The sequence below is a fragment of the Alteromonas sp. NFXS44 genome, assembly GCF_040148705.1.
Taxonomy (GTDB): domain Bacteria; phylum Pseudomonadota; class Gammaproteobacteria; order Enterobacterales; family Alteromonadaceae; genus Alteromonas.
In genome coordinates this window covers 36,945-54,835 of the sequence record NZ_JAGDEA010000001.1, presented here as the reverse complement: position 1 = coordinate 54,835, position 17,891 = coordinate 36,945, and the positions used below count along the sequence as shown (strand labels likewise).

At 46.7% G+C, this 17,891-nt stretch carries 18 protein-coding genes and 1 tRNA gene; 7 read left to right on the top strand and 12 right to left on the bottom strand.

The features are described 5' to 3' along the window. Positions 1 to 27: 27 nt before the first annotated feature. Entirely contained in the window at positions 28 to 423 is a 396-nt protein-coding gene (locus tag J3369_RS00280; RefSeq protein ID WP_349582358.1) for a hypothetical protein, read from the bottom strand. A 221-nt stretch (positions 424 to 644) separates the two neighbouring features. Here J3369_RS00280 and J3369_RS00275 point away from each other — a divergent pair, with 221 nt between their 5' ends. From J3369_RS00275 to J3369_RS00255, 5 genes are all read left to right on the top strand, one after another. Beyond that, entirely contained in the window at positions 645 to 881 is a 237-nt protein-coding gene (locus J3369_RS00275) for a hypothetical protein (protein WP_349582356.1), read from the top strand. 18 nt (positions 882 to 899) lie between these two features. Then, the gene (locus J3369_RS00270) at positions 900 to 1,772 is read left to right on the top strand and encodes a hypothetical protein (RefSeq protein ID WP_349582353.1); all 873 of its coding nucleotides are present in this window, start codon (positions 900 to 902) and stop codon (positions 1,770 to 1,772) included. A gap of 119 nt (positions 1,773 to 1,891) precedes the next feature. After that, positions 1,892 to 2,128 (top strand): helix-turn-helix transcriptional regulator, encoded by a 237-nt coding sequence (locus tag J3369_RS00265; RefSeq protein ID WP_349582350.1) that lies wholly within the window; start codon positions 1,892 to 1,894, stop codon positions 2,126 to 2,128. Positions 2,129 to 2,139: 11 nt separating this feature from the next. Next, positions 2,140 to 2,424: a hypothetical protein gene (locus tag J3369_RS00260; RefSeq protein ID WP_349582347.1), complete on the top strand. Its 285-nt coding sequence runs from the start codon at positions 2,140 to 2,142 to the stop codon at positions 2,422 to 2,424. Beyond that, positions 2,411 to 4,054, top strand: a complete 1,644-nt coding sequence (locus J3369_RS00255; protein WP_349582344.1) for a replication endonuclease — start codon at positions 2,411 to 2,413, stop codon at positions 4,052 to 4,054. The genes J3369_RS00260 and J3369_RS00255 overlap by 14 nt, the downstream gene beginning before the upstream one ends. 45 nt (positions 4,055 to 4,099) lie before the next feature. Here J3369_RS00255 and J3369_RS00250 read toward each other — a convergent pair whose 3' ends face one another. The 4 genes from J3369_RS00250 to J3369_RS00235 all read right to left on the bottom strand — a co-directional run bounded on the left by J3369_RS00250 (position 4,100) and on the right by J3369_RS00235 (position 7,344). After that, a complete protein-coding gene (locus J3369_RS00250; RefSeq protein WP_349582342.1) occupies positions 4,100 to 4,741 on the bottom strand; it encodes a DUF4276 family protein in 642 nt (213 codons plus the stop codon). A gap of 7 nt (positions 4,742 to 4,748) precedes the next feature. Next, complete coding sequence (locus J3369_RS00245) at positions 4,749 to 5,999, bottom strand: AAA family ATPase (RefSeq protein WP_349582339.1); 1,251 nt, start codon at positions 5,997 to 5,999, stop codon at positions 4,749 to 4,751. Between the two features lie 157 nt (positions 6,000 to 6,156). Next, a tRNA-Arg gene (locus J3369_RS00240) sits at positions 6,157 to 6,233 on the bottom strand. Positions 6,234 to 6,372: 139 nt separating this feature from the next. Beyond that, a complete protein-coding gene (locus tag J3369_RS00235) occupies positions 6,373 to 7,344 on the bottom strand; it encodes a glycosyltransferase (protein WP_349582336.1) in 972 nt (323 codons plus the stop codon). 258 nt (positions 7,345 to 7,602) lie between these two features. Between J3369_RS00235 and J3369_RS00230 the strand changes: the two genes are divergently transcribed. Next, entirely contained in the window at positions 7,603 to 9,192 is a 1,590-nt protein-coding gene (locus J3369_RS00230) for a hypothetical protein (RefSeq protein WP_349582334.1), read from the top strand. 30 nt (positions 9,193 to 9,222) lie between these two features. Here J3369_RS00230 and J3369_RS00225 read toward each other — a convergent pair whose 3' ends face one another. The 7 genes from J3369_RS00225 to J3369_RS00195 are packed head-to-tail and all read right to left on the bottom strand — an operon-like array spanning position 9,223 to position 16,947. Next, positions 9,223 to 10,263 carry a glycosyltransferase gene (locus J3369_RS00225; RefSeq protein ID WP_349582331.1) on the bottom strand — a complete coding sequence of 347 codons (1,041 nt, stop codon included), beginning with the start codon at positions 10,261 to 10,263 and terminating at the stop codon, positions 9,223 to 9,225. A 43-nt stretch (positions 10,264 to 10,306) separates the two neighbouring features. After that, positions 10,307 to 11,233 (bottom strand): glycosyltransferase family 2 protein, encoded by a 927-nt coding sequence (locus tag J3369_RS00220; RefSeq protein WP_349582328.1) that lies wholly within the window; start codon positions 11,231 to 11,233, stop codon positions 10,307 to 10,309. Further along, complete coding sequence (locus J3369_RS00215; protein WP_349582326.1) at positions 11,230 to 12,669, bottom strand: lipopolysaccharide biosynthesis protein; 1,440 nt, start codon at positions 12,667 to 12,669, stop codon at positions 11,230 to 11,232. Before J3369_RS00215 ends, J3369_RS00220 begins: the two co-directional genes overlap by 4 nt. After that, positions 12,669 to 13,673 carry a glycosyltransferase family 4 protein gene (locus J3369_RS00210; protein WP_349582323.1) on the bottom strand — a complete coding sequence of 335 codons (1,005 nt, stop codon included), beginning with the start codon at positions 13,671 to 13,673 and terminating at the stop codon, positions 12,669 to 12,671. Before J3369_RS00210 ends, J3369_RS00215 begins: the two co-directional genes overlap by 1 nt. 23 nt (positions 13,674 to 13,696) lie before the next feature. Further along, positions 13,697 to 14,638 (bottom strand): sulfotransferase family protein, encoded by a 942-nt coding sequence (locus J3369_RS00205; RefSeq protein ID WP_349582321.1) that lies wholly within the window; start codon positions 14,636 to 14,638, stop codon positions 13,697 to 13,699. Then, on the bottom strand, positions 14,639 to 15,559 hold the full coding sequence (locus J3369_RS00200) for a glycosyltransferase family 2 protein (protein ID WP_349582318.1): 921 nt from the start codon (positions 15,557 to 15,559) through the stop codon (positions 14,639 to 14,641). A 20-nt stretch (positions 15,560 to 15,579) separates the two neighbouring features. Further along, a complete protein-coding gene (locus tag J3369_RS00195; protein WP_349582315.1) occupies positions 15,580 to 16,947 on the bottom strand; it encodes an O-antigen ligase family protein in 1,368 nt (455 codons plus the stop codon). A 425-nt stretch (positions 16,948 to 17,372) separates the two neighbouring features. On the opposite strand from J3369_RS00195, the gene J3369_RS00190 reads away from it, so the two are divergent. Further along, the gene (locus J3369_RS00190) at positions 17,373 to 17,771 is read left to right on the top strand and encodes a c-type cytochrome (protein ID WP_502877390.1); all 399 of its coding nucleotides are present in this window, start codon (positions 17,373 to 17,375) and stop codon (positions 17,769 to 17,771) included. Positions 17,772 to 17,891: the final 120 nt, after the last annotated feature.

Here is a 17,891-nt window from a genome sequence, read left to right as displayed (position 1 = left end):
CTAATAGCAAAAAGTCTAACTTCTGGCCTAAACTGTGGGACTTATTCGCAGTTTCCCTAACATAGCTTCATTTTCAGGTTCTTGGAGCTTTGCTGTTTCATAAGCGATGACATACGCATCTTCTTTGGCTTTAATATCAAATTCGATGTAAGCCACGGAAACTGTCAGCGCAACGATAGCAATGATAAAGTAGAAGTTATAGAACTTAGCCGCCACTTGATATGAGCTGTAGTCTTGTCGCCTCCTCATAGACAAAATTCCAATAAGAAGGCCAATTACGGGTATCAGTCCAATTCCAAAAAAAATCAAAGGCAACGTTAATAAGATAAAAAAGATTATTTTCAGACGTTCATTTACTGATAATGGGGAATATATTGAGTTGTCCATTTTTCTACAAAGATATTTTTTATTTACAGAAAACACGCCTAAAAGTCACGCAATTCACATACTATTTTGAAGTAGCTATGATATTGAAGTTTACCTTTAGGTGTTTGCGAAGTTGTAAAAAACTAATTGATGTCCGTTTCTCACAGCCTACTTTCGTTTGAAATTTTAGGTTGATAACACAGTATATCATCAAAGACTTTTAAAGCACTGAAATGATTGCTAACTTGTTCTCAGTTAAGATATCCAAGGAAAGAAGAATGGCTAGGCTCACAATTTTCATTTTCTTCATCACTTTCACCCAAATTTCCTATGCAGGATACGACTTCCAACCATCAACTTATCAATGTGCTGGCGTAGAGCAGCAAATTAAGCAGATTAACAGTAAAATGCGGGCTGGCTACTCATCAAGAGAAGGAGAAAAGTTCCGAGAGGATCTTAGAAGATTGAAGAGCCATCGTGACTCGTGTAAAAAGGCTGGCTTTAAAGTAGATTAATAAAAAGACAATCTCACTATGTCATGTCAAAAATTTTACTTTTTAAATGACGCTGCAGAGATAGCGAAGGTCTCTGTACAAACTCTCCACTACCACATTTTACAGCGGCAATTTCCGCTAAGCTTGTTCATGCCGGAGCGAGAATACATAGCAGTAGAACCATTTACGATAGGCTCTGTTGGTCAGTGTGTCCTTGCTTATGAAGGGGTAATTAGTCTAACGGCTGATGACTCTATAACACTGTTACACAGCGGTTCATTTTCAATCACTCAAGTCACATTAGCAGATAGAGCAAACGCTACGTTGGTAAGTCGAAAATACCCATTCAAGAAACCGTTGCCCAATGAATATATGAAAGAGTGGGATACTCATAAACTTGGAGAGCTTCCCGAACACGATATCGAAGCGGTGTTTAAGGGTATAGAGGAAGAAGCGACTGCACAGGGAATCTTCCTGCCGGATTCAAACAGAAGCGCGGATGCCCTTTCGATTCGCAAAGGATCAGAGTTAGCTCATCTAACTCATGCGGTCATTCAACATCGACACTTAGTTGAAGCCGGATTACTGAACGCCTCGAAGAGTCACAGTGAAACGAATAAGCCGATTCCGCAGAAAGGATTAAACGGTCAACGCATTAGCGATTTGCACCATCTTTTATCAGTGATACTTCAATCTGACCCCAAAATATCCACTAAGCATTGTGAGGTGCTTCTTCGTGAAGAAGTGTCACGAAACAAAGATGAAAGAGACTATGATTCTATAGGTATTTTAATAGACATTTCAGACTCAGAGCTTGTGTGGGAAAGCAAAAGAGGTAATCGACAGACTTTCAAACTTAGCAGCCTTGGCGCAACGCTTTCCAGTATCCGTAAACGCCTAAACCAGCTATAGAACAAAGCCCGTTAAAAAATTTTTTAAGGCTAAGGATGCAAATTTAAGGCTAAGGTAAATCTTAATTTTTTGCTCGCTAAAGTCCTCCGCAGTATCAACTAACACTGTCGTGAGGCACTATGACTAACCAAATCACACCACGTCTTCTTTCTGAAAAAGAAGCATCACTATATATCTGTATGAGCCGTTCCTATCTTCGCCAAGCGCGGATGGACGGCAACCGTGAAAACCGCACCCCTGCACCGCCCTTTATCAAGATTGGGCGTTCTGTTCGCTATCTGCGAGAAGATTTAGATGGCTGGATGGATAGCTTTGTCCGCCGTACTCACCTTTATCAAGATGAACTAAGCGTTTAAGGGGTTGAGATATGCAAAAATTAAGTCTTAACCAGAAGGAACTACTTAAGTTCTTTGCTGATGGCGGTATTGTCGAGTTTTGCACAACTGTCGGGAGCCAATTAGGAACAACTACCTTTCCAAGTAAAAGGCCACGCCAATTTCACTTAACGGTTTTTAACTCGTTAATGAAGTTTGGTTTAGTGCAAGCTGCAGGAGAGGCATTTCAATACGGCTTTAGATGGTCGAGCGTTGTGATTTCCGAACGCGGAGCGCAAACAGTCGCAAGTTGGGAGGATTCGCATGAAACACTTTAAAGAATCCCCACTTTCTATTGCATTAGATCTGCAAGACAACGAGCTTGGTAGCTTCTACCAATCCTTAAGTATTGATGATCGCCTTTTCGTTAAAGGATTAATTTCACACTTTCCTCGTGAAGTGCAAGAAGTCCTTATTGAGCAATACCAATCCTTTGAGAAGCCGTTCAACGCTAATACTTACTTACGGCAAACCAGCGAGAAGATAGATGCAATTTTACCAGAGAAGCTTAGAAATTATTTTGGCTCTGGTGAAGATGACTTACGCGAAGCTGCAGAAGAAAATGCGCAGCGCTGCAAGCGTATCGAACTTTATGTTGTGAAAAGTAAAGCTGGTAACTCGTTAACGGATTCAGATTCCGTTAACGGAATTTCAGACGTTTATGCAGCTTGCGCAAAACTCGTTAACGGGTTTGGTATTAATCCGCCAGAAGAATCCAATGTCGTTACGTTGACGGGTGCAATTCGAAGAATGCAGGACAAGTACTGGTGGTTAAGGAAATTGAGAAAGGTATTAACTCAAAAGCGGGAGAATGTTTTCATAGCGCTCGGGCAAGTGAACAGCCGTAAAGGAAAATACTGTAGTGACTTCACCGTTAAGTTTCGACAGTTGCAAATCGAGCGCCAACGGAAGATGCTGGAAAATCTTGTCATCGTTAATGAAGAAGATGATTCATTTTCACTGGCCGAACTTTCAGATAAAAACGTCTCGAATCCCGTTAACAGAAAGAACGAATTAATGACCCGTATGGCTGGCTTTGAGCAGATATCCAAAGATCTCGGTCACAAAGCACTATTCGTTACAATCACATGCCCTTCACGTTTCCACAATACTTATGCTAAATCCGGCGACAGAAACCCGAAATGGGATGGTTCAACGCCTTATGATGGTCAGCAATATCTAAATAGCATGTGGAGCCGCATACGTGCAGAGTTTGATCGACAGGGCATCACGCAATACGGGTTTCGAGTGGCTGAGCCACAACACGACGGCACCCCACATTGGCATATGTTAATATTTATCGAACCTCATCACATGGATGCATACAAGCAAGTCGTTATCGAACACGCTTTACGTGATGATGGTGATGAAGCCGGAGCCACTGAAAACCGGTGTGACTTTAAAGAAATTGATTACAGCCGTGGTAGCGCTACCGGCTATATCGCGAAATATGTGAGTAAAAATATTAACGGTAAAAATCTGGACTCTGACATTGATGGAGGTGACGCCACACATGCAGCGCAACGTGTTAATGCATGGGCTAGCTGCTGGAGCATCAGACAGTTTCAACAAATTGGTAAAGGCTCTGTTACTGTATGGCGTGAGTTACGCAGATTAAGACAAGTTCAACACTTTGCTGAGGGACTGAAGAAAATTCACACAGCAGCGGACAATGGCTCTTGGTCTGAGTTTGTTACCCTCATGGGCGGCGTTTTCTCTAAACGTGATGAGCAAGCTGTACGGCCTCTCTACCTTGAAAAAGTCGATGAAACCACCGGAGAAATAAAACAGAGCTATTTCGACGGTGTTATTACTCATGCGTTGAAAGGCGTTAGGTATGGTGAGCAGGAAATCATCACCCGCGTTCACGAATGGCGTATTGAACATAGCTCAGAGAGAGCCGCTTGACGGCTCTCCCGCTTTTACTTGGAGTTCTGTAAATAAGTGTACTAATCAAGAAATATGGTACTGCAATCGACTGACAAATGTGTTGAAGCTATTTGAGATATTTTCAGAAACTATCATCAAAGGAGGTATCTTCTTTGACCATTCTTTTTTCTTGTCCAAAATAGCAGCACTTCTTTTACGGTGAGCAAGAATGGAAGGCTCGTCTGCTTTCGCCAACAACTCCCAAGTTCCGACAATGCTGTCTTGTGTGTAAGAATCTAAAACCGTAATATCGATTTTTTCATTAAATTTAACTAATGCCTCCCTATCTCCCAAATACCAAGCTTCAAGCTCTTCAATTGCAAAAATAAAGTCTGGTGAGAAATTTGGTTCACACCACTGTAGTAAGACATCTAATTCAGTTTTAAATGTTTGCAAATCATTATTATCTAAATCAAGTAAAACGATTACCATTTGATTTTCTTTTTGCGCTTTAGAATAACCTCTGAGCTTTGCAGGCAACTGATGAAGCAACGTGCTGTCGTGAACGTTTGGAGCGTTCATCGGATTATCGGGTAATCTGCCAATTCCTCTATGTTTGTGAATTTTCCAAGTATGGGGGTTCCCATACTCCCCAATTATCTTAGGCATCAAGATTGACAGAGCTGTGAGTTCCGCCTGTCCTTCTACAAGAATCTCAAAGTGCATTGTATGGCTAAATCCTACTATCTATATGGTCACTGTACCAAAGACTACCCAACGGAATTCCCTCATCAACCATTGCAACAACCTCAGGGTAATCTGATGCTCTTGTCAATTTAGAGAAGCCATCCGAATCTTTTTCTAGAACCCAAACTTCTTCAGGGTCAAGCGAGTCAACTAGATAAGGTTGGTGTGTAGTCACAAACAGTTGAGAATCACCTTTTTTGCCTTTCGCACTATCACGAAACTCTTCGACCAACGAGTCTAACAATTTGTGGTATAACCCATTTTCTGGCTCTTCAATGCAAATGAAAGGAGCTGGCTCAGGGTCTTCTAAGAGAAGCATGTATGCCAACAGCTTAAGAGAACCATCTGACATCTGTTGTGCATAGAAAGGTTTATCAAATCCATCTGACCAAAATCGCAATAATAATCGACCGTCAGGGGATTGTTCTGTATCGATATTATCTATACCTGGGATCTTCGAAGATATATCTGACAAAACATCTTTAAATTTTCGAGGATGTTCCTTCTCCATAAACTGTACAAAATTGCCAAGGTTATCACCTCTCCTGTTGAGATGCTTCTGTGGACCAGCTCGCGGCAGATCTCTAGCTGATTCAGGAGTAAAGTAGGATAAATACCATCCTTCTACGAATTTACGGAATTTTGCAATACGGGGGTGATCTTTCAGATTTCCGAGTGTAGCAATTCCCAGTTTTTGAGGACTCTCTAGCTCTATTTGTTGAGTTTCATTGGTTTCTTCTTGTAAATATTCATCTGAAATTTTACTCTCTGCCAAAGCATTTCCAGACCAGACTTTTCCTGAACCTCTACTTAAATCAAGAAATGAAAATGGCCAACCTCGAGTAGATCCTTGTCGCCGTTGCCTCAATCGCTCTGTAACAACAATAGGACGATCATAATTATCTAAGCCTATACTAAGCTCATACGTAATTGGTCTCTCGTTTTGAGCTTCTCGATAGTAAATTTCAAACTCTATATTCTCATTAGAAGATGCAGATCTTAGCCTTTCGAATCCCCCCCTGCCGTTCCTATGGCAAGCTTCATCAACACCAAAAGTGAGACAATCCGCAAGAAAACCAAATGCGTCAAATAAAGAGCTTTTTCCGACACCGTTTTTCCCAACAACTACAGTTAAAGGCGTTAGTGGCTTTTTATTCTGCTCTTGCCATGTTTTACCGAGCGTAACGTCCTTCAGTGCTCGGTAATTCCTTATCTTGATCCCTTCAATTAGAGCCATTTATGTATCCCAATAAAACTTTCCAAACAAATTGAGTCTACATCATTTAGTAATTAGTTAAAGACGCGAGGCGAAGTACGTAACTGCTACACATTTGCTACATATTTTAAAAAGAGAATTTTTAGAAGAAGAGAATCGGGCTGCAGCCCTTTAAAAATGGCGCACCCGAGAGGATTCGAACCTCTGACCTTTGCCTCCGGAGGGCAACGCTCTATCCAGCTGAGCTACGGGTGCGTAGAAGGGGGATTGAATGACAGTGGTTGTCTGCTCAATCGGGCGCTAATGATACTGATGCATGGCACCGGCTTCAACTGATTTATCCGTTATCGGGCATATTCGTTGTTTAAGAAGCCGGCTGTTGTATTTATTGCTGTTATCTTAACCAGCGCACGCACTTACACAGCAACCAGCTGAAGCTGCGTTTGGCGATGAATGCTGCGTACTGGCCGCGGCTCATCCTGTATTGTTTTACCGTCTCCAGAATGGCTGCCCATTCCTGCACAATGGCTTCGGGGTAATACTGCTTCGCTTTAACCGCCCCTTGCTGCTGCATATTGCGGATGCGGTCGGGGTCGTTTTTGAGCGCAACGAGTTTGGCTTTCAAATCGTCGTAATTGTTTATTACAACGGCCTGAGTATCGTTTTCAATTTCATCGACGTAAGCAGATTCCGGTGTACAAATTGGAATAGCACCGGTGATCCAGGCATTAAACAACTTACTGGCGGGTTTGTTGATGTGCTTCTTGCCAGTGAAGTCTCTGGCGAATAACACACCGTCTACCTGACTGTAGTCCCGCCAGTTTGCCGGTGACGATTCCAGGTGCCATTTAAGGCCGTTTTCTTCCATGAACTGAAGCCAGTCGTCTGATTTCAGCTCCGGCGCAAGGTTCTCGGCCAGGCCAAAGTAGTAAATGTTCTCAAAGGTATTGTCACGGGCAGGATCTCTGGGCGTCATACCCGGTTGTGGCCAGTGGTGCACGAAATAGGTTTCACCGGTGGCGAACCGTTCCGGCCGCGGTATACCGGACATTTTGGTTTGCGCCATATTCTGACAAATATGCAACTGGGCGAAGGGATGACGGCTCCAGTCGGCCTGTATACACACCAGCACCTGCTTACGGGTTGGAATGACGGAGTCCGGCAGGAATGCCCGGTGCGCAATAATCACACCTTCATCAGGCAGTGTGTGGGTAAGTTCACAGGGTACGCCGGCCAGTTGCAAACGGTTATAGGTTTGCAGACCCCAGCAATATTTGCCCAGCGAATAATCTTTCCATGTGAAGTCGGTCTGCGCGGGTAACTGAGCAGGTTTCTGATCTTCCGGTAAATAGAAATACACGTTCATTGTTTAGCTGATACCACATCGGTAAGTGTTAGCGCTGATGACTGCTTAGAGCTGTTCACCTGTTTCAGGCATCGGCATTCCCTGAACAGGCAACATAGCAACGAAGCCTTTGTATTACAAGCATTCACGGCGCTATGCAGTATGCCGTAAATCGCGGTAAATACAGCCTTTGTCATCTGCCGGTAACTTGTGAGTTTAAGCTAATTTGGGTAATGTCCCGTATAGCTTTACTTGCAACACCATTTTACAGGGATTTCTATGCGCCGATGGCAACACGCAGTACCAGCACTTCTTTTCTCCATATTGTTTTCTGGCATCACACAGGCAAACGCTGCTGACGGTGAATGTCTGGTAAAAGATGTGTCTGATTATCAGTGGCGTGTACGACATCCTGCCGATTTGCCAGCCCGTCTGGAACTGGCACCCGGCGCAATGGTGGAAGAATGCTTTACCATGAAAGGTGTAGGCAAATACCCGCTTACACTGACAGCCAGAGGCATTGCGATTTCAGTTAACGGTGCACCGGCTGTGAAAGATCAACCCGTTGAAGTAAAAGACGGCGACACGCTGCGGGTCAGTCTGCAGGCACCGGACAGATACAATACGATGTGGACGAACCGTCTGGAATTCAAAGAATCGGACACTGAGCGCCGCCGTGGGATTTACCGCATTGTATGGATAACACAAACCGCCAATACGCCCAGAAAACCTGAAACCTGGTACGTGGGCCCTTCCCGTCAGTACCGTCAGCTGAAGGACATTCTCCCGCAACTTGCCGCAGGCGATACAATTTATCTGGATCCTGATGCCGAATATGAGCCGGTTGAGATAAAAAACATCTCCGGCACAGAAGCGCTGCCTATCCGGCTTCTCGGTAACACAAAAAATGCCGGAGACAGACCGGTCTTTGCGGGGGGTACAGAGCGTTTCAACTGGACACTGGCAGTGCGCCATTCTCATAACTGGACTATAGAAAACGTGGTCCTGCAGGACGGCGGGCTGTGTTTCCGGAATGAAGCCACGAACACCGTACTGAAGAATGTGCTTATCCGCCGTTGCAGTACCGGCGTGCTGTCCACCGACCGTAATTCCGGCAATTTATCGATGATTAATGTGGAAGTCACGGAAAGCGGTGGTAAGAAGCCGGGCCGCTCCTGGGGACATGCTGTGTACGTAGCCAGCGATCAGCACAGCTTTCCGGGCAGCCAGTTTCTGTTGAAAGACAGCTTTCTGCACGACAACCGTGGCAACAGTGTGAAATCCCGTTTTGAAAACACACTGATTGAGAATAACTGGATTGAATCCGGTGAAGATCCTCAGGCGAAATATCTGGTAGAGCTTATCGGATACGATCAGAAATATGATTTTGCCGGCCAGCAATTTAAGGTAAAGGGCAACACAATGCTGATGCGCCCGCCGGGTCTGGGCAGCCGTGCAGGCGGTGACGGTAACAGCGGGTCAAGAGGCGATACGCTGTACGAAAACAACCTGTTTTTGATTGATGAAGATTTTGGCCGCACCATTGTCAGAACCTTTCAGGGGCTGCACTCAGTAACTCTGCGTAATAATTCTATTGCCTTTATTGAAGATGAGAATGAGCCGGTACTGCTGACAGATGAAATTCCCGATGCAAACTGGGTAGAAGGCCACCCGGTGATCACCCTTGAGAACAATAATGTGACGGAAGATACCCGTCTGCTGAAGCGGGATGAAACCGGTGACGGCGACGACCGTTCTGCGGTGACCATTACCGGCAACCGGGAGCTGCCTCCGATTGTCACGACGATGGAAAAAATCGAAGAATTACGGCCACAGGAAGGTGGCTACATTGAAATTAAATCGTTCTGACGCACATGAAAGGTGAGATACAGCAGCGCCTCAGCGGCGCTGTACAGTATCGATAATACGCTGTGCTATGGCTTGCGGCGTGAGCATATTGCGGTAGTAGTTCAGATTCGCATCACGCATTTTCTGCATGGCTTCAGGTGATTCCAGCAAGCTGGCTACCTGCTCAGTACATTCTTCTGCAGTGGTGTATTGCAGGTAATTCTGTTTATCCTGAATATCGCCGGGCAGGCTGTAGTTAAACACTTCGCTGACAATAGGTTTGCCCAGAGCAACATATTCCGCAAATTTTGCGCCCAGGGATTCATGTAAGCCGGTAGAGGCAATGCACACGCCGGCCTGTTTTACTCTTTCCAGATAGTTTTGTTTAGAAGTGTCGTTTGCAGCGATAACCAGATCCGGTGCAACCTTGCGGGCATACGCATCATCCATCACCCCCACCAGCGCTCTGTCGCCAAAGCGTTCTTTCAGCTGGCGTACACAGGCAATACGCAGGGAATTAATTAAACGCCGGTCTTCGGCTTCCGCTTCGCTGATTTCAAACTCTTTATCAAAATCCGGATCCCACAACCGCACATAAAACATCACGGTATTGCCGGCCGGATACGGATTATCAAACTGGGCAGCACGGGGCATAAAGCTCATTTTGTTGGCCGTATCCACAGACTTGATAAACGTTTTCAGTTTATTGGATGCACCGCTGTCAGAATAGGCCATGTACCGGCGGGTTGTGAGTACGGAGCGGACTGACGGATAGATTTCAAAATACAGCCCGAATGGCTCCAGCTTGCTCATTGCCGCCGTATCGTCAGGCTTCAGGGTACGCTTGAAGTAGACATCGCACTTATCGTAATCCTGCTGGCTGATTGCCGGCGAGTCGGCAGTATCAACAAACACTGGGCGGTTATCCACAGTAAATGATAACCCGCTTTTGTGATGACGCTGACAGTCGAACTGATAATCCAGCCTGATGTGTCCTTTTGCAGCCAGCGCTTCCATACCGGTGTAAACCTGCTGCAAATGTCGGGCATTAGATGCTAACGGAATAACAACGTGCGGCTTACTTGTACTCACAGTATTTCCTTATTGATGCAATCAGCGTTCACGGCACAGCGAATTATTTGCCGTGGATCACTTTATATTCTTCGTGCTGTATACCGAACAAACCGGCAATGGTGCCTGCCGCAGAGCACAGGCGGAACAGCCCGTCCACCCGGGTTGTTTTATTATTAGTAACAACACCGGTGATGAGTTTCGCCAGTCCGCGAAGTACTCTGACACCACTTAATGCCACGCAACGGAGTAAGGCAGTTTTGTATGATTCTTCAAACACGTGAGAACGGGTATAGCCGATCCCGGAACGGAATCCCCGCCGGCAGAACCATTTAACGGATGCCCGTGAAGCGGGAAATTCTTCCACCACCGGAGCATCGATATAAACACACTGATATCCGGCCTGCTTCGCCCGCAGGGCAAAGTGATAGTCACTGGCACCGGTCATGGCAAAACGGGCATCGAAACAAGGCGTCAGTGCTTCGGTCATGCGCCGGCTCAACAACAGGTTATTGGTGTAAAACACGTCAATGAACTGTCCGTGTCTGTACGGATTTTTACCGTAAATTAAATCGACAGCCCACTCCGGTGTGCCAGGCTCGCCCACAGAAATAACATGGCTGGTCACCACATCCACATTGAATTCACCCGCCGCACTGACCAGCCGGTTAAGCCAGTCAGGTTGTTGCGGCCATTCATCGTCATCAATGAACACCAGGTAATCACCATTCATCTGATGGAACAGTTCTACGCAGCGGTTGCGGGCAAATACAATACCCTGCTGTTTTTCCACGTCGTAAGACACCGGAATAGCTCCGTCCTGCTGACGGGAGATAACGACGTCCTTACTGCTCTCACTGGCATCATTATCCACCACCAGAATGCGGGGGTTAATGTCTTCATCGCACTTAAGCGCAAGCAAGCCGTCGAGTAACCGCCCCAACCATTCCGGGCGGCGGCAGGTAATAACGGCAATGACCACATTTTTCATTTGCTGTTCCTGTTTCTGACCAGGTTAATGAGCTCCATGCTCTCTTTTCGGGCACACAGTAAAGACAGACCGGTATAGATCACACCACCGGTAAAGACCTGAATAATAAATACCAGCCAGGGAGTCATGGATTGCATCAGGTACTGCCCCAGCCACCAGGTAGCGGTAAGCATGCATAAGCCAATCAAATGGGGCTTGTACACCGCGCCGATAAAACGCTTAAAGCGGATATTCAGGCAGCGGCACGAACGGTAAGATGCAATCATAAAACTGATAAAGAATGAGAACAGCCACGACAATGCCATGCCTCCGCTGCCAAACTGTGCACCGATATAGAAGCCAGGGATCAGAATAGCGGCGAAGATGATGGTGTTGACGATGATCACATTCATTTTATTCAGGGATTTCAACACCGGCCCGAACAGCTGTTCCAGGCTCCGCATTGGCATAGACAAACAATACAGTGTGATGATCATGGCTGCCGGTACCCACTTCTCGCCGAAGAATGCCGGTACCATGGTATTAGCGGTGGCCGCGACGCCCCAAAACACCGGGACAAATAGCAAGGCACTCATGCGCTGACTTTTCAGGAAATAGTATTCAATCTGCGAAGCCTGGTCCTGAATCTTGGAATAAACCGGCAATGCGACCTGCCTGAGCAGCGGCAACACTTTTACCGCCGGCATCATCGCCAGCACGGCAGCGAATTGATAAAAACCTAGATCGGTAGTACTTAAATACAAACCGGCAATGGCAATATCGAGATTGAAGATGCTGTAACCCACGGTAGCCTGTAGTGCCGCTTTCCACGAGAAATCGAGGATCCCTTTGATTTTAGAAGTAAGCTTGCCGGGCCGTACCCATTTACCGGCACGGATGAGATAACCGGTTTGCCGCACCGTTTCCATCGCCAGAACACCAAACACGATTGACCAGTAACCCAGCCCGTACCATGCCATAAATACAGTAGAAAGCGCGCCGACAGACTCTGACGCTGCATCAACCATAGACAATTTTTTGAAGCGCATTTCCTTGTTGAGCATGGTGCCCGACATGAAACCTATCAGGGAAATCAGGAAAGTGAGTGATGACACGCGGATGACGTCTTCCAGCCTTGGATCGTCGTACACACCGGCAAGAACCGGCGCCAGTAGCTGAAGTAACAGAAACAGTGAGGTGTGGGCGATGATGGTCAGCGTATAGAACTGTCCGAGAATGTCATCATCGACGTCTTTTTCCCGGATAAGCGCAGCTGCAATACCGTTTTTACTGAACGCCCACAGCAGTGATGTAAAGAACGACGATAAAGCGATAACGGCGTAATCTTCCGGAAACAGGAAACGCAGGGTGAAGATAGTGGTTAGCCAGCGCACACTCTGTCCAAGGATTTTACCGATAGCCACCCACTTCAGTGAATGCAGAACAATGCTTTTCATTATTTAGACGCTTTCCCTTCACCGGCGGATTGAAGAAAAACGCGGTAATATTGTTCAGCAGTCTCTTTCCAACTGAAAGAGCCGGCATGTTTAACAGCAGCTTCAATCGCCTGCTCAGAAACAGGATTGAGCATCAGTGATTCCATCGCTGACGACAGAGCAGAAACAGACGCAGGGTCGACCAGAGTAGCGTAACTGGCAGCAACCTCTTCACAGGCGGTACCTGATGAAGTGATCACCGGGCAGCGCATGGCCATCGCTTCAATAATCGGGATCCCGAAGCCTTCGTAAACAGACGGAAATACAAATGCGCCGGCACCGGCATACAGCGCAACCAGCTCTTCTGCCGACAGGCGCTTATTGATAATTTTAACCCCGGGTACATCGCAGGTACGGTCACCGGCCAGCTTTAAAATTAGCGGCCACTTGTTGTCAGCTTTAATTTTTTCGTACGCTTTAATGATACGGTCAACGTTCTTGCGGGACTCGTCGTTGGACACATGCAGAAAGTAAGGTGCGGTATTTTCAGCGGGGTTTTCAGGCGGCGTAAATACCGACAAATCCACACCATTGAGAATAACGTCGATTTTACCGGACGGAATATTCAGGGTGTCGTTTATTACCTTCTTAGAAAATTCTGACACGGTAACAATGCGGCTGTAGCGACCGGACGCCGCTTTCCACGCTTTTTTCTTACGACGGTTACTTTTATAGATTTCAAAGCGGTGACGCAAACCTTCACTGTAATGTTCCGGAAATACCAGCGGGCCCACACCGTGCAGAGTAATGATTAGCGGTTTTTCCAGCAGCGTCAGCCATTTCGGCGGTGCATGACCACCTCCTGCGCGGGGATCCCAGATAACATCAGCAGCGGATAATTGCGCAGGATCATCGGAACAAAAGTAAGATGCACCGAGCTCCGGCAAATACTGCACGATATTGTCGATACAGACATTAAAGCTTTCCGGCAGCGTCTGCGGCCGGTACACGCCCACTGTGAACATTTACTACTTTACCTTTTAAAATCTTACTTTTTGCTTTTAACGAACTGTTCCAGCTTTTTAAGCGGCCAGCTGACTTTCCACCACAGTGATTCGTAGGCTTCAAGAAAATGACGGCGGAAGTACACTTCTTCTTTCTTCAGCGATAACAAATGTTCCACCAGCACAGGGGACAAATTGTCCAGATACGCCTGATACCGCGCACTGAGTGCAACCAGTTTATCATGATCTGTTTCCGGTGCAGTAAGCGCGTTATACACCTGCGCAGCAATATCAGACAGTTCACCTTCAGGTACGTTAACGCTTTTCTGATTACGCATTTTCTTGTCAACAAAACCCAGTTTCAGCGCATCCACATCGATATTGAGTCCGGCAGCATCAGATACGGCCTTTGCCATCTCCTCAGGGCGCTCCAGTAACGTGTGATAGCTTAAGATATAGCGAGGCTTTCCCTGGCTGCAGAAGTAGCCGGTGAGGGTATAGTTTAGCCATAACATTAATGATTTATCGGCAGAGAAGCCGTCACGCTTTTTCAGCGAGCCGTATACTTCAAAGGGAGAGCGCACCATCAGCAGATAAAACGGTGACAACGCCATTTTATCGAACACCTGTTGCCAGAAAGGCAGCAGTAACGTGGTACGGGGATCTTTCATTCCCCAGCAGGATTGTTTGCCGTAATCGCTTTCAAGCACTTTTACCGCTTCATCAAGCAAATGGTTACCGTTTTCCGGCGGCGCAGCGTACATGTTCTGTGCAAGAGGATCGTCCCAGGACCATAAGGCTTCATCAAGAAGCTTTTCATTCATGTTGACCAGATACGAGTTCTCGTAAAACCCTTTCTCATTTACCCCTTTTTGCGGCGCAAACAAAGCACTGCCCATGAAAACACCGAGTTCGGCAAGCATACCGGAGACAGCGGAAGTACCGCTGCGGTGCATTCCGATCACAATGACGGCTTTCTGTTCCATTTATACAACTCTCTTACGGAATGATTTCAGGGTGCGCAGCAAGGGCGGCGGCGTAACAGATAACAACAGCCCGGAAATGAGGTATTTCACCTGTCCGGGTTTTACTTTCCAGGCATTCAGGTAACAGTGACCGGCATCCTGCGGGTGATTCTGATATAACAAATTATTGGCATAGTGCAGATAAATACCGTACTCGGCTTGTTTACACAGTGCTTTTTCCTGTGCACTAACACCGTCCATAGCTGCAATTTTACGCACACAAACCAGGTCGGCGATCAGCATTTTCTTTTCATTCAGGGAATAGTTTTCTCCGTGAATAAAATAAATGGCGAGCGGACGCTTTATCACGGCAAGGTTAGAAATACGGGCCATACGCAGCCACACGTGGCGGTCATCCACACCATGCAATTCGCGGCTTTCATCAAAACCACCAATTTCGAGAAACAGTGATTTGCGAGCCATGGCGGTACAGCAGGAAATAAAATTCCGTTTCAGTAATGCTTCAAAACACTGTCCTTCGAATTCCGGCTTACTGACCGACACTTCGCCGTGTTTTCTCACTTCTACCCAGCTGTAAACCAGACCTGTTTCCGGATTATCAAAGGCCGGCAGCTGGTACTCCAGCTTTTCAGGCTTCCATTGGTCATCCTGATCGCAAAAACCAATCACATCCCCTTCGGCCACGCTGATACCGTAATTACGTGCTGAGGCAACTCCACCGTTTTGTTTAGCGTGATATTTCACCCGCGGATCATGAAGGTAGGTTTCAATCAGTGCTTTTGAGCCGTCGGTAGAGCCGTCGTCAATAAGCAGTATTTCCAGGTTGGGATACGTTTGTGCCAGCAGGCTGTCTATGGTTAAGCCCAACGTTTTCTCACCGTTATATACGGCAACAATGACACTGGCTTTCAAAGTACTCAATTTACCTCTCCCTGAATGCTTTAGTAATAGTACGACAGCAAGCTTTTCAGCAGCAGGTACAACAGAATCAAACTGACAACACTGTATCCGATACCCCGCGCAATATTTGAGCCCTGAAACGCCAGCGGCAACTTCGGATATTTATTACGCAAACGGAAGAAAGACGCCGACACGATTGCCGCAAAAATGTAAAAGAACATAGCGTAGCTGCGGCTGATGAAGAATGCTGTTACGGCAAAGCCGATGATCGACACCGCCATGTACAAGCTCAGCGTTTTCTCCTGGCGCAGGCTGTCTCCGGCTTCACCGGGAATATCCGGCATTCTGCGGATACGGAACAGCATATAGAAGATGAAAATGAAAAACGCCATCCACAGCGTATACCCGATGATGCCAAGCTCGGACATGATGGTCACAAATGAGTTATGAGCAACCTTGGGGTGATACTCCAGAAAACGGTTTTTACCAAAACCAAACAGAGGCCGGTATTTAACCATCTGTATCCCTTCATACCAGGCTGTCAGACGGTCCATGGCACTGGCGTCTTTGTCGTCAATTGACCGGAAAGACATCAAAGCGATAAATCCGGCAGGCACGCCCATTGCGGCCACCAGCATAGCTTTTACCTTGCCGAAGCGGATATAGAAGAAAGCAAAGAAAACAGCAAACACGCCAATCATTGAGCCCCGGCTACCGGTCCAGTAGACCCCGAGCAGTAGCAACGCAAACACGCTCAGGGATGCCAGCTTGGCCAGTTTGCCTTTTGCCGTCACAAAGAAGTAAGCAGCAAAAGGAATGTTCATGACCAGGAACATCCCCATGTCGTTGGGATCATTAAAGATACCGATGTAACGAACCTGCTGAATTTCGTTAGCACTGTCGTACCGAAAAATGGCGCTTTCCGCCCAGCCCTGCCCGAGAGGGTCGGCAAGCTGGCTCCATGCCTGATGCACCATGACAAGACACGCCACTAACGATATAAGCATGATAATGCGTTGCCGCTTCAATGACACCAGAAAGCCAAGATACAGAATAAACGGAATAACGTTTGAGTTTACCCAGTCGATTACCGGCGTGAGATCGCTTAAGAACCGCCCGGCGCGGAACTCAGACAGCACCATGGAAAACAGCAGCAACACCAGCAAAGTGCACTGGATATCCCATATTTTCGGTCTCAGGAAAAGCAGATAAGCAACGAATGTGGAGATCAGTATGGTACGCAGGATCGGGAATTCAACTTCCCAGAACGGCCATTCGTGAGGACGAATAAAAACCAGTGCCGTGTATAAACACAACAAAAAGAAACCAAACGGCGAGGTTGCCGCATCGTTAAGCGGCTTTAATTTATGCGCGGAGGGCGCTTTGGGTATGGCCTGCTGTTCGTTCACCGGTTCACACCTTGTGACGAACACCTGCCCCGTAAAGTGTACCCACTTTCAGCATCCGTGCCATTCATCCAATAATTCATAACTTCCGTACCGGGTTATACAACATTTCGCGCTTAAAACACGCAGAATAAACAGTATTCAAGCGGTATTCAACTAACTCGGCGGTAACGCATTCGCACCACCGTATGCATTACGATATCTTCGCTTAAAAGATCGGAATTATTTCATCCGGACACGCACGAAGCATTCAAAACCCCAAAGCTTCGGCTAACGTCTTCATGAATCTGGCGTTTTCATGACCGAAATCAGGTTAAAGAATATTTCACCCACTTTTTCCAGGTATTTGTGACCAAAATGTTGTCGGGGACTTTTTAACCGCTATAATCAGGCAATTACTGCTAATAAGACCGTTGCCGGAGACAGATGTGAAAGTAAAAGCATTGATAGCGATGACTGTTGCTTTGGGGCTCACCACCGCCCATGCACAGGAAATGACAGACGAAGCAATAAAAGAAAGAATAAAGCCTTACGGTGAACTGAACATCGCAGGTGCAGCGGCTGCAGGCGCCGGCGCATCTGCCGCCCGTTCCGGTGAGGATGTTTACAATGGCGCGTGTGTCGCCTGCCATGGTTCAGGTGTTTTAGGCGCGCCACGTTTGCACAATGCTACAGACTGGCAACCCCGCCTGGATGAGCGTGGCCTGGACGGCGTATGGCAAAATGCTCTGAATGGCATTAACGCTATGCCGCCAAAAGGCACTTGTGCCAATTGTAGTGATGACGAGATTAAAGCAGCTATCGAGTTCATGATCGAAGGCATTTAATTAACAAATATCTTACCCTGCATTCAAAATCAGCGTTTTGACTGCAGGGTATTATTCTTCATACACTTCCCTGCTGTTTCCTCTCAAACTCCTTCAGATTAATGTCAATAAGTAGCATTT

Bases quoted from the DNA above. Each gene is read 5' to 3' on its own strand.
- J3369_RS00275 (WP_349582356.1), top strand. From the start codon at position 645: ATGGCTAGGCTCACAATTTTCATTTTCTTCATCACTTTCACCCAAATT.
- J3369_RS00270 (WP_349582353.1), top strand. From the start codon at position 900: ATGTCATGTCAAAAATTTTACTTTTTAAATGACGCTGCAGAGATAGCG.
- J3369_RS00265 (WP_349582350.1), top strand. From the start codon at position 1,892: ATGACTAACCAAATCACACCACGTCTTCTTTCTGAAAAAGAAGCATCA.
- J3369_RS00260 (WP_349582347.1), top strand. From the start codon at position 2,140: ATGCAAAAATTAAGTCTTAACCAGAAGGAACTACTTAAGTTCTTTGCT.
- J3369_RS00255 (WP_349582344.1), top strand. From the start codon at position 2,411: ATGAAACACTTTAAAGAATCCCCACTTTCTATTGCATTAGATCTGCAA.
- J3369_RS00250 (WP_349582342.1), bottom strand. From the start codon at position 4,741: ATGCACTTTGAGATTCTTGTAGAAGGACAGGCGGAACTCACAGCTCTG.
- J3369_RS00245 (WP_349582339.1), bottom strand. From the start codon at position 5,999: ATGGCTCTAATTGAAGGGATCAAGATAAGGAATTACCGAGCACTGAAG.
- J3369_RS00235 (WP_349582336.1), bottom strand. From the start codon at position 7,344: ATGAACGTGTATTTCTATTTACCGGAAGATCAGAAACCTGCTCAGTTA.
- J3369_RS00230 (WP_349582334.1), top strand. From the start codon at position 7,603: ATGCGCCGATGGCAACACGCAGTACCAGCACTTCTTTTCTCCATATTG.
- J3369_RS00220 (WP_349582328.1), bottom strand. From the start codon at position 11,233: ATGAAAAATGTGGTCATTGCCGTTATTACCTGCCGCCGCCCGGAATGG.
- J3369_RS00215 (WP_349582326.1), bottom strand. From the start codon at position 12,669: ATGAAAAGCATTGTTCTGCATTCACTGAAGTGGGTGGCTATCGGTAAA.
- J3369_RS00210 (WP_349582323.1), bottom strand. From the start codon at position 13,673: ATGTTCACAGTGGGCGTGTACCGGCCGCAGACGCTGCCGGAAAGCTTT.
- J3369_RS00205 (WP_349582321.1), bottom strand. From the start codon at position 14,638: ATGGAACAGAAAGCCGTCATTGTGATCGGAATGCACCGCAGCGGTACT.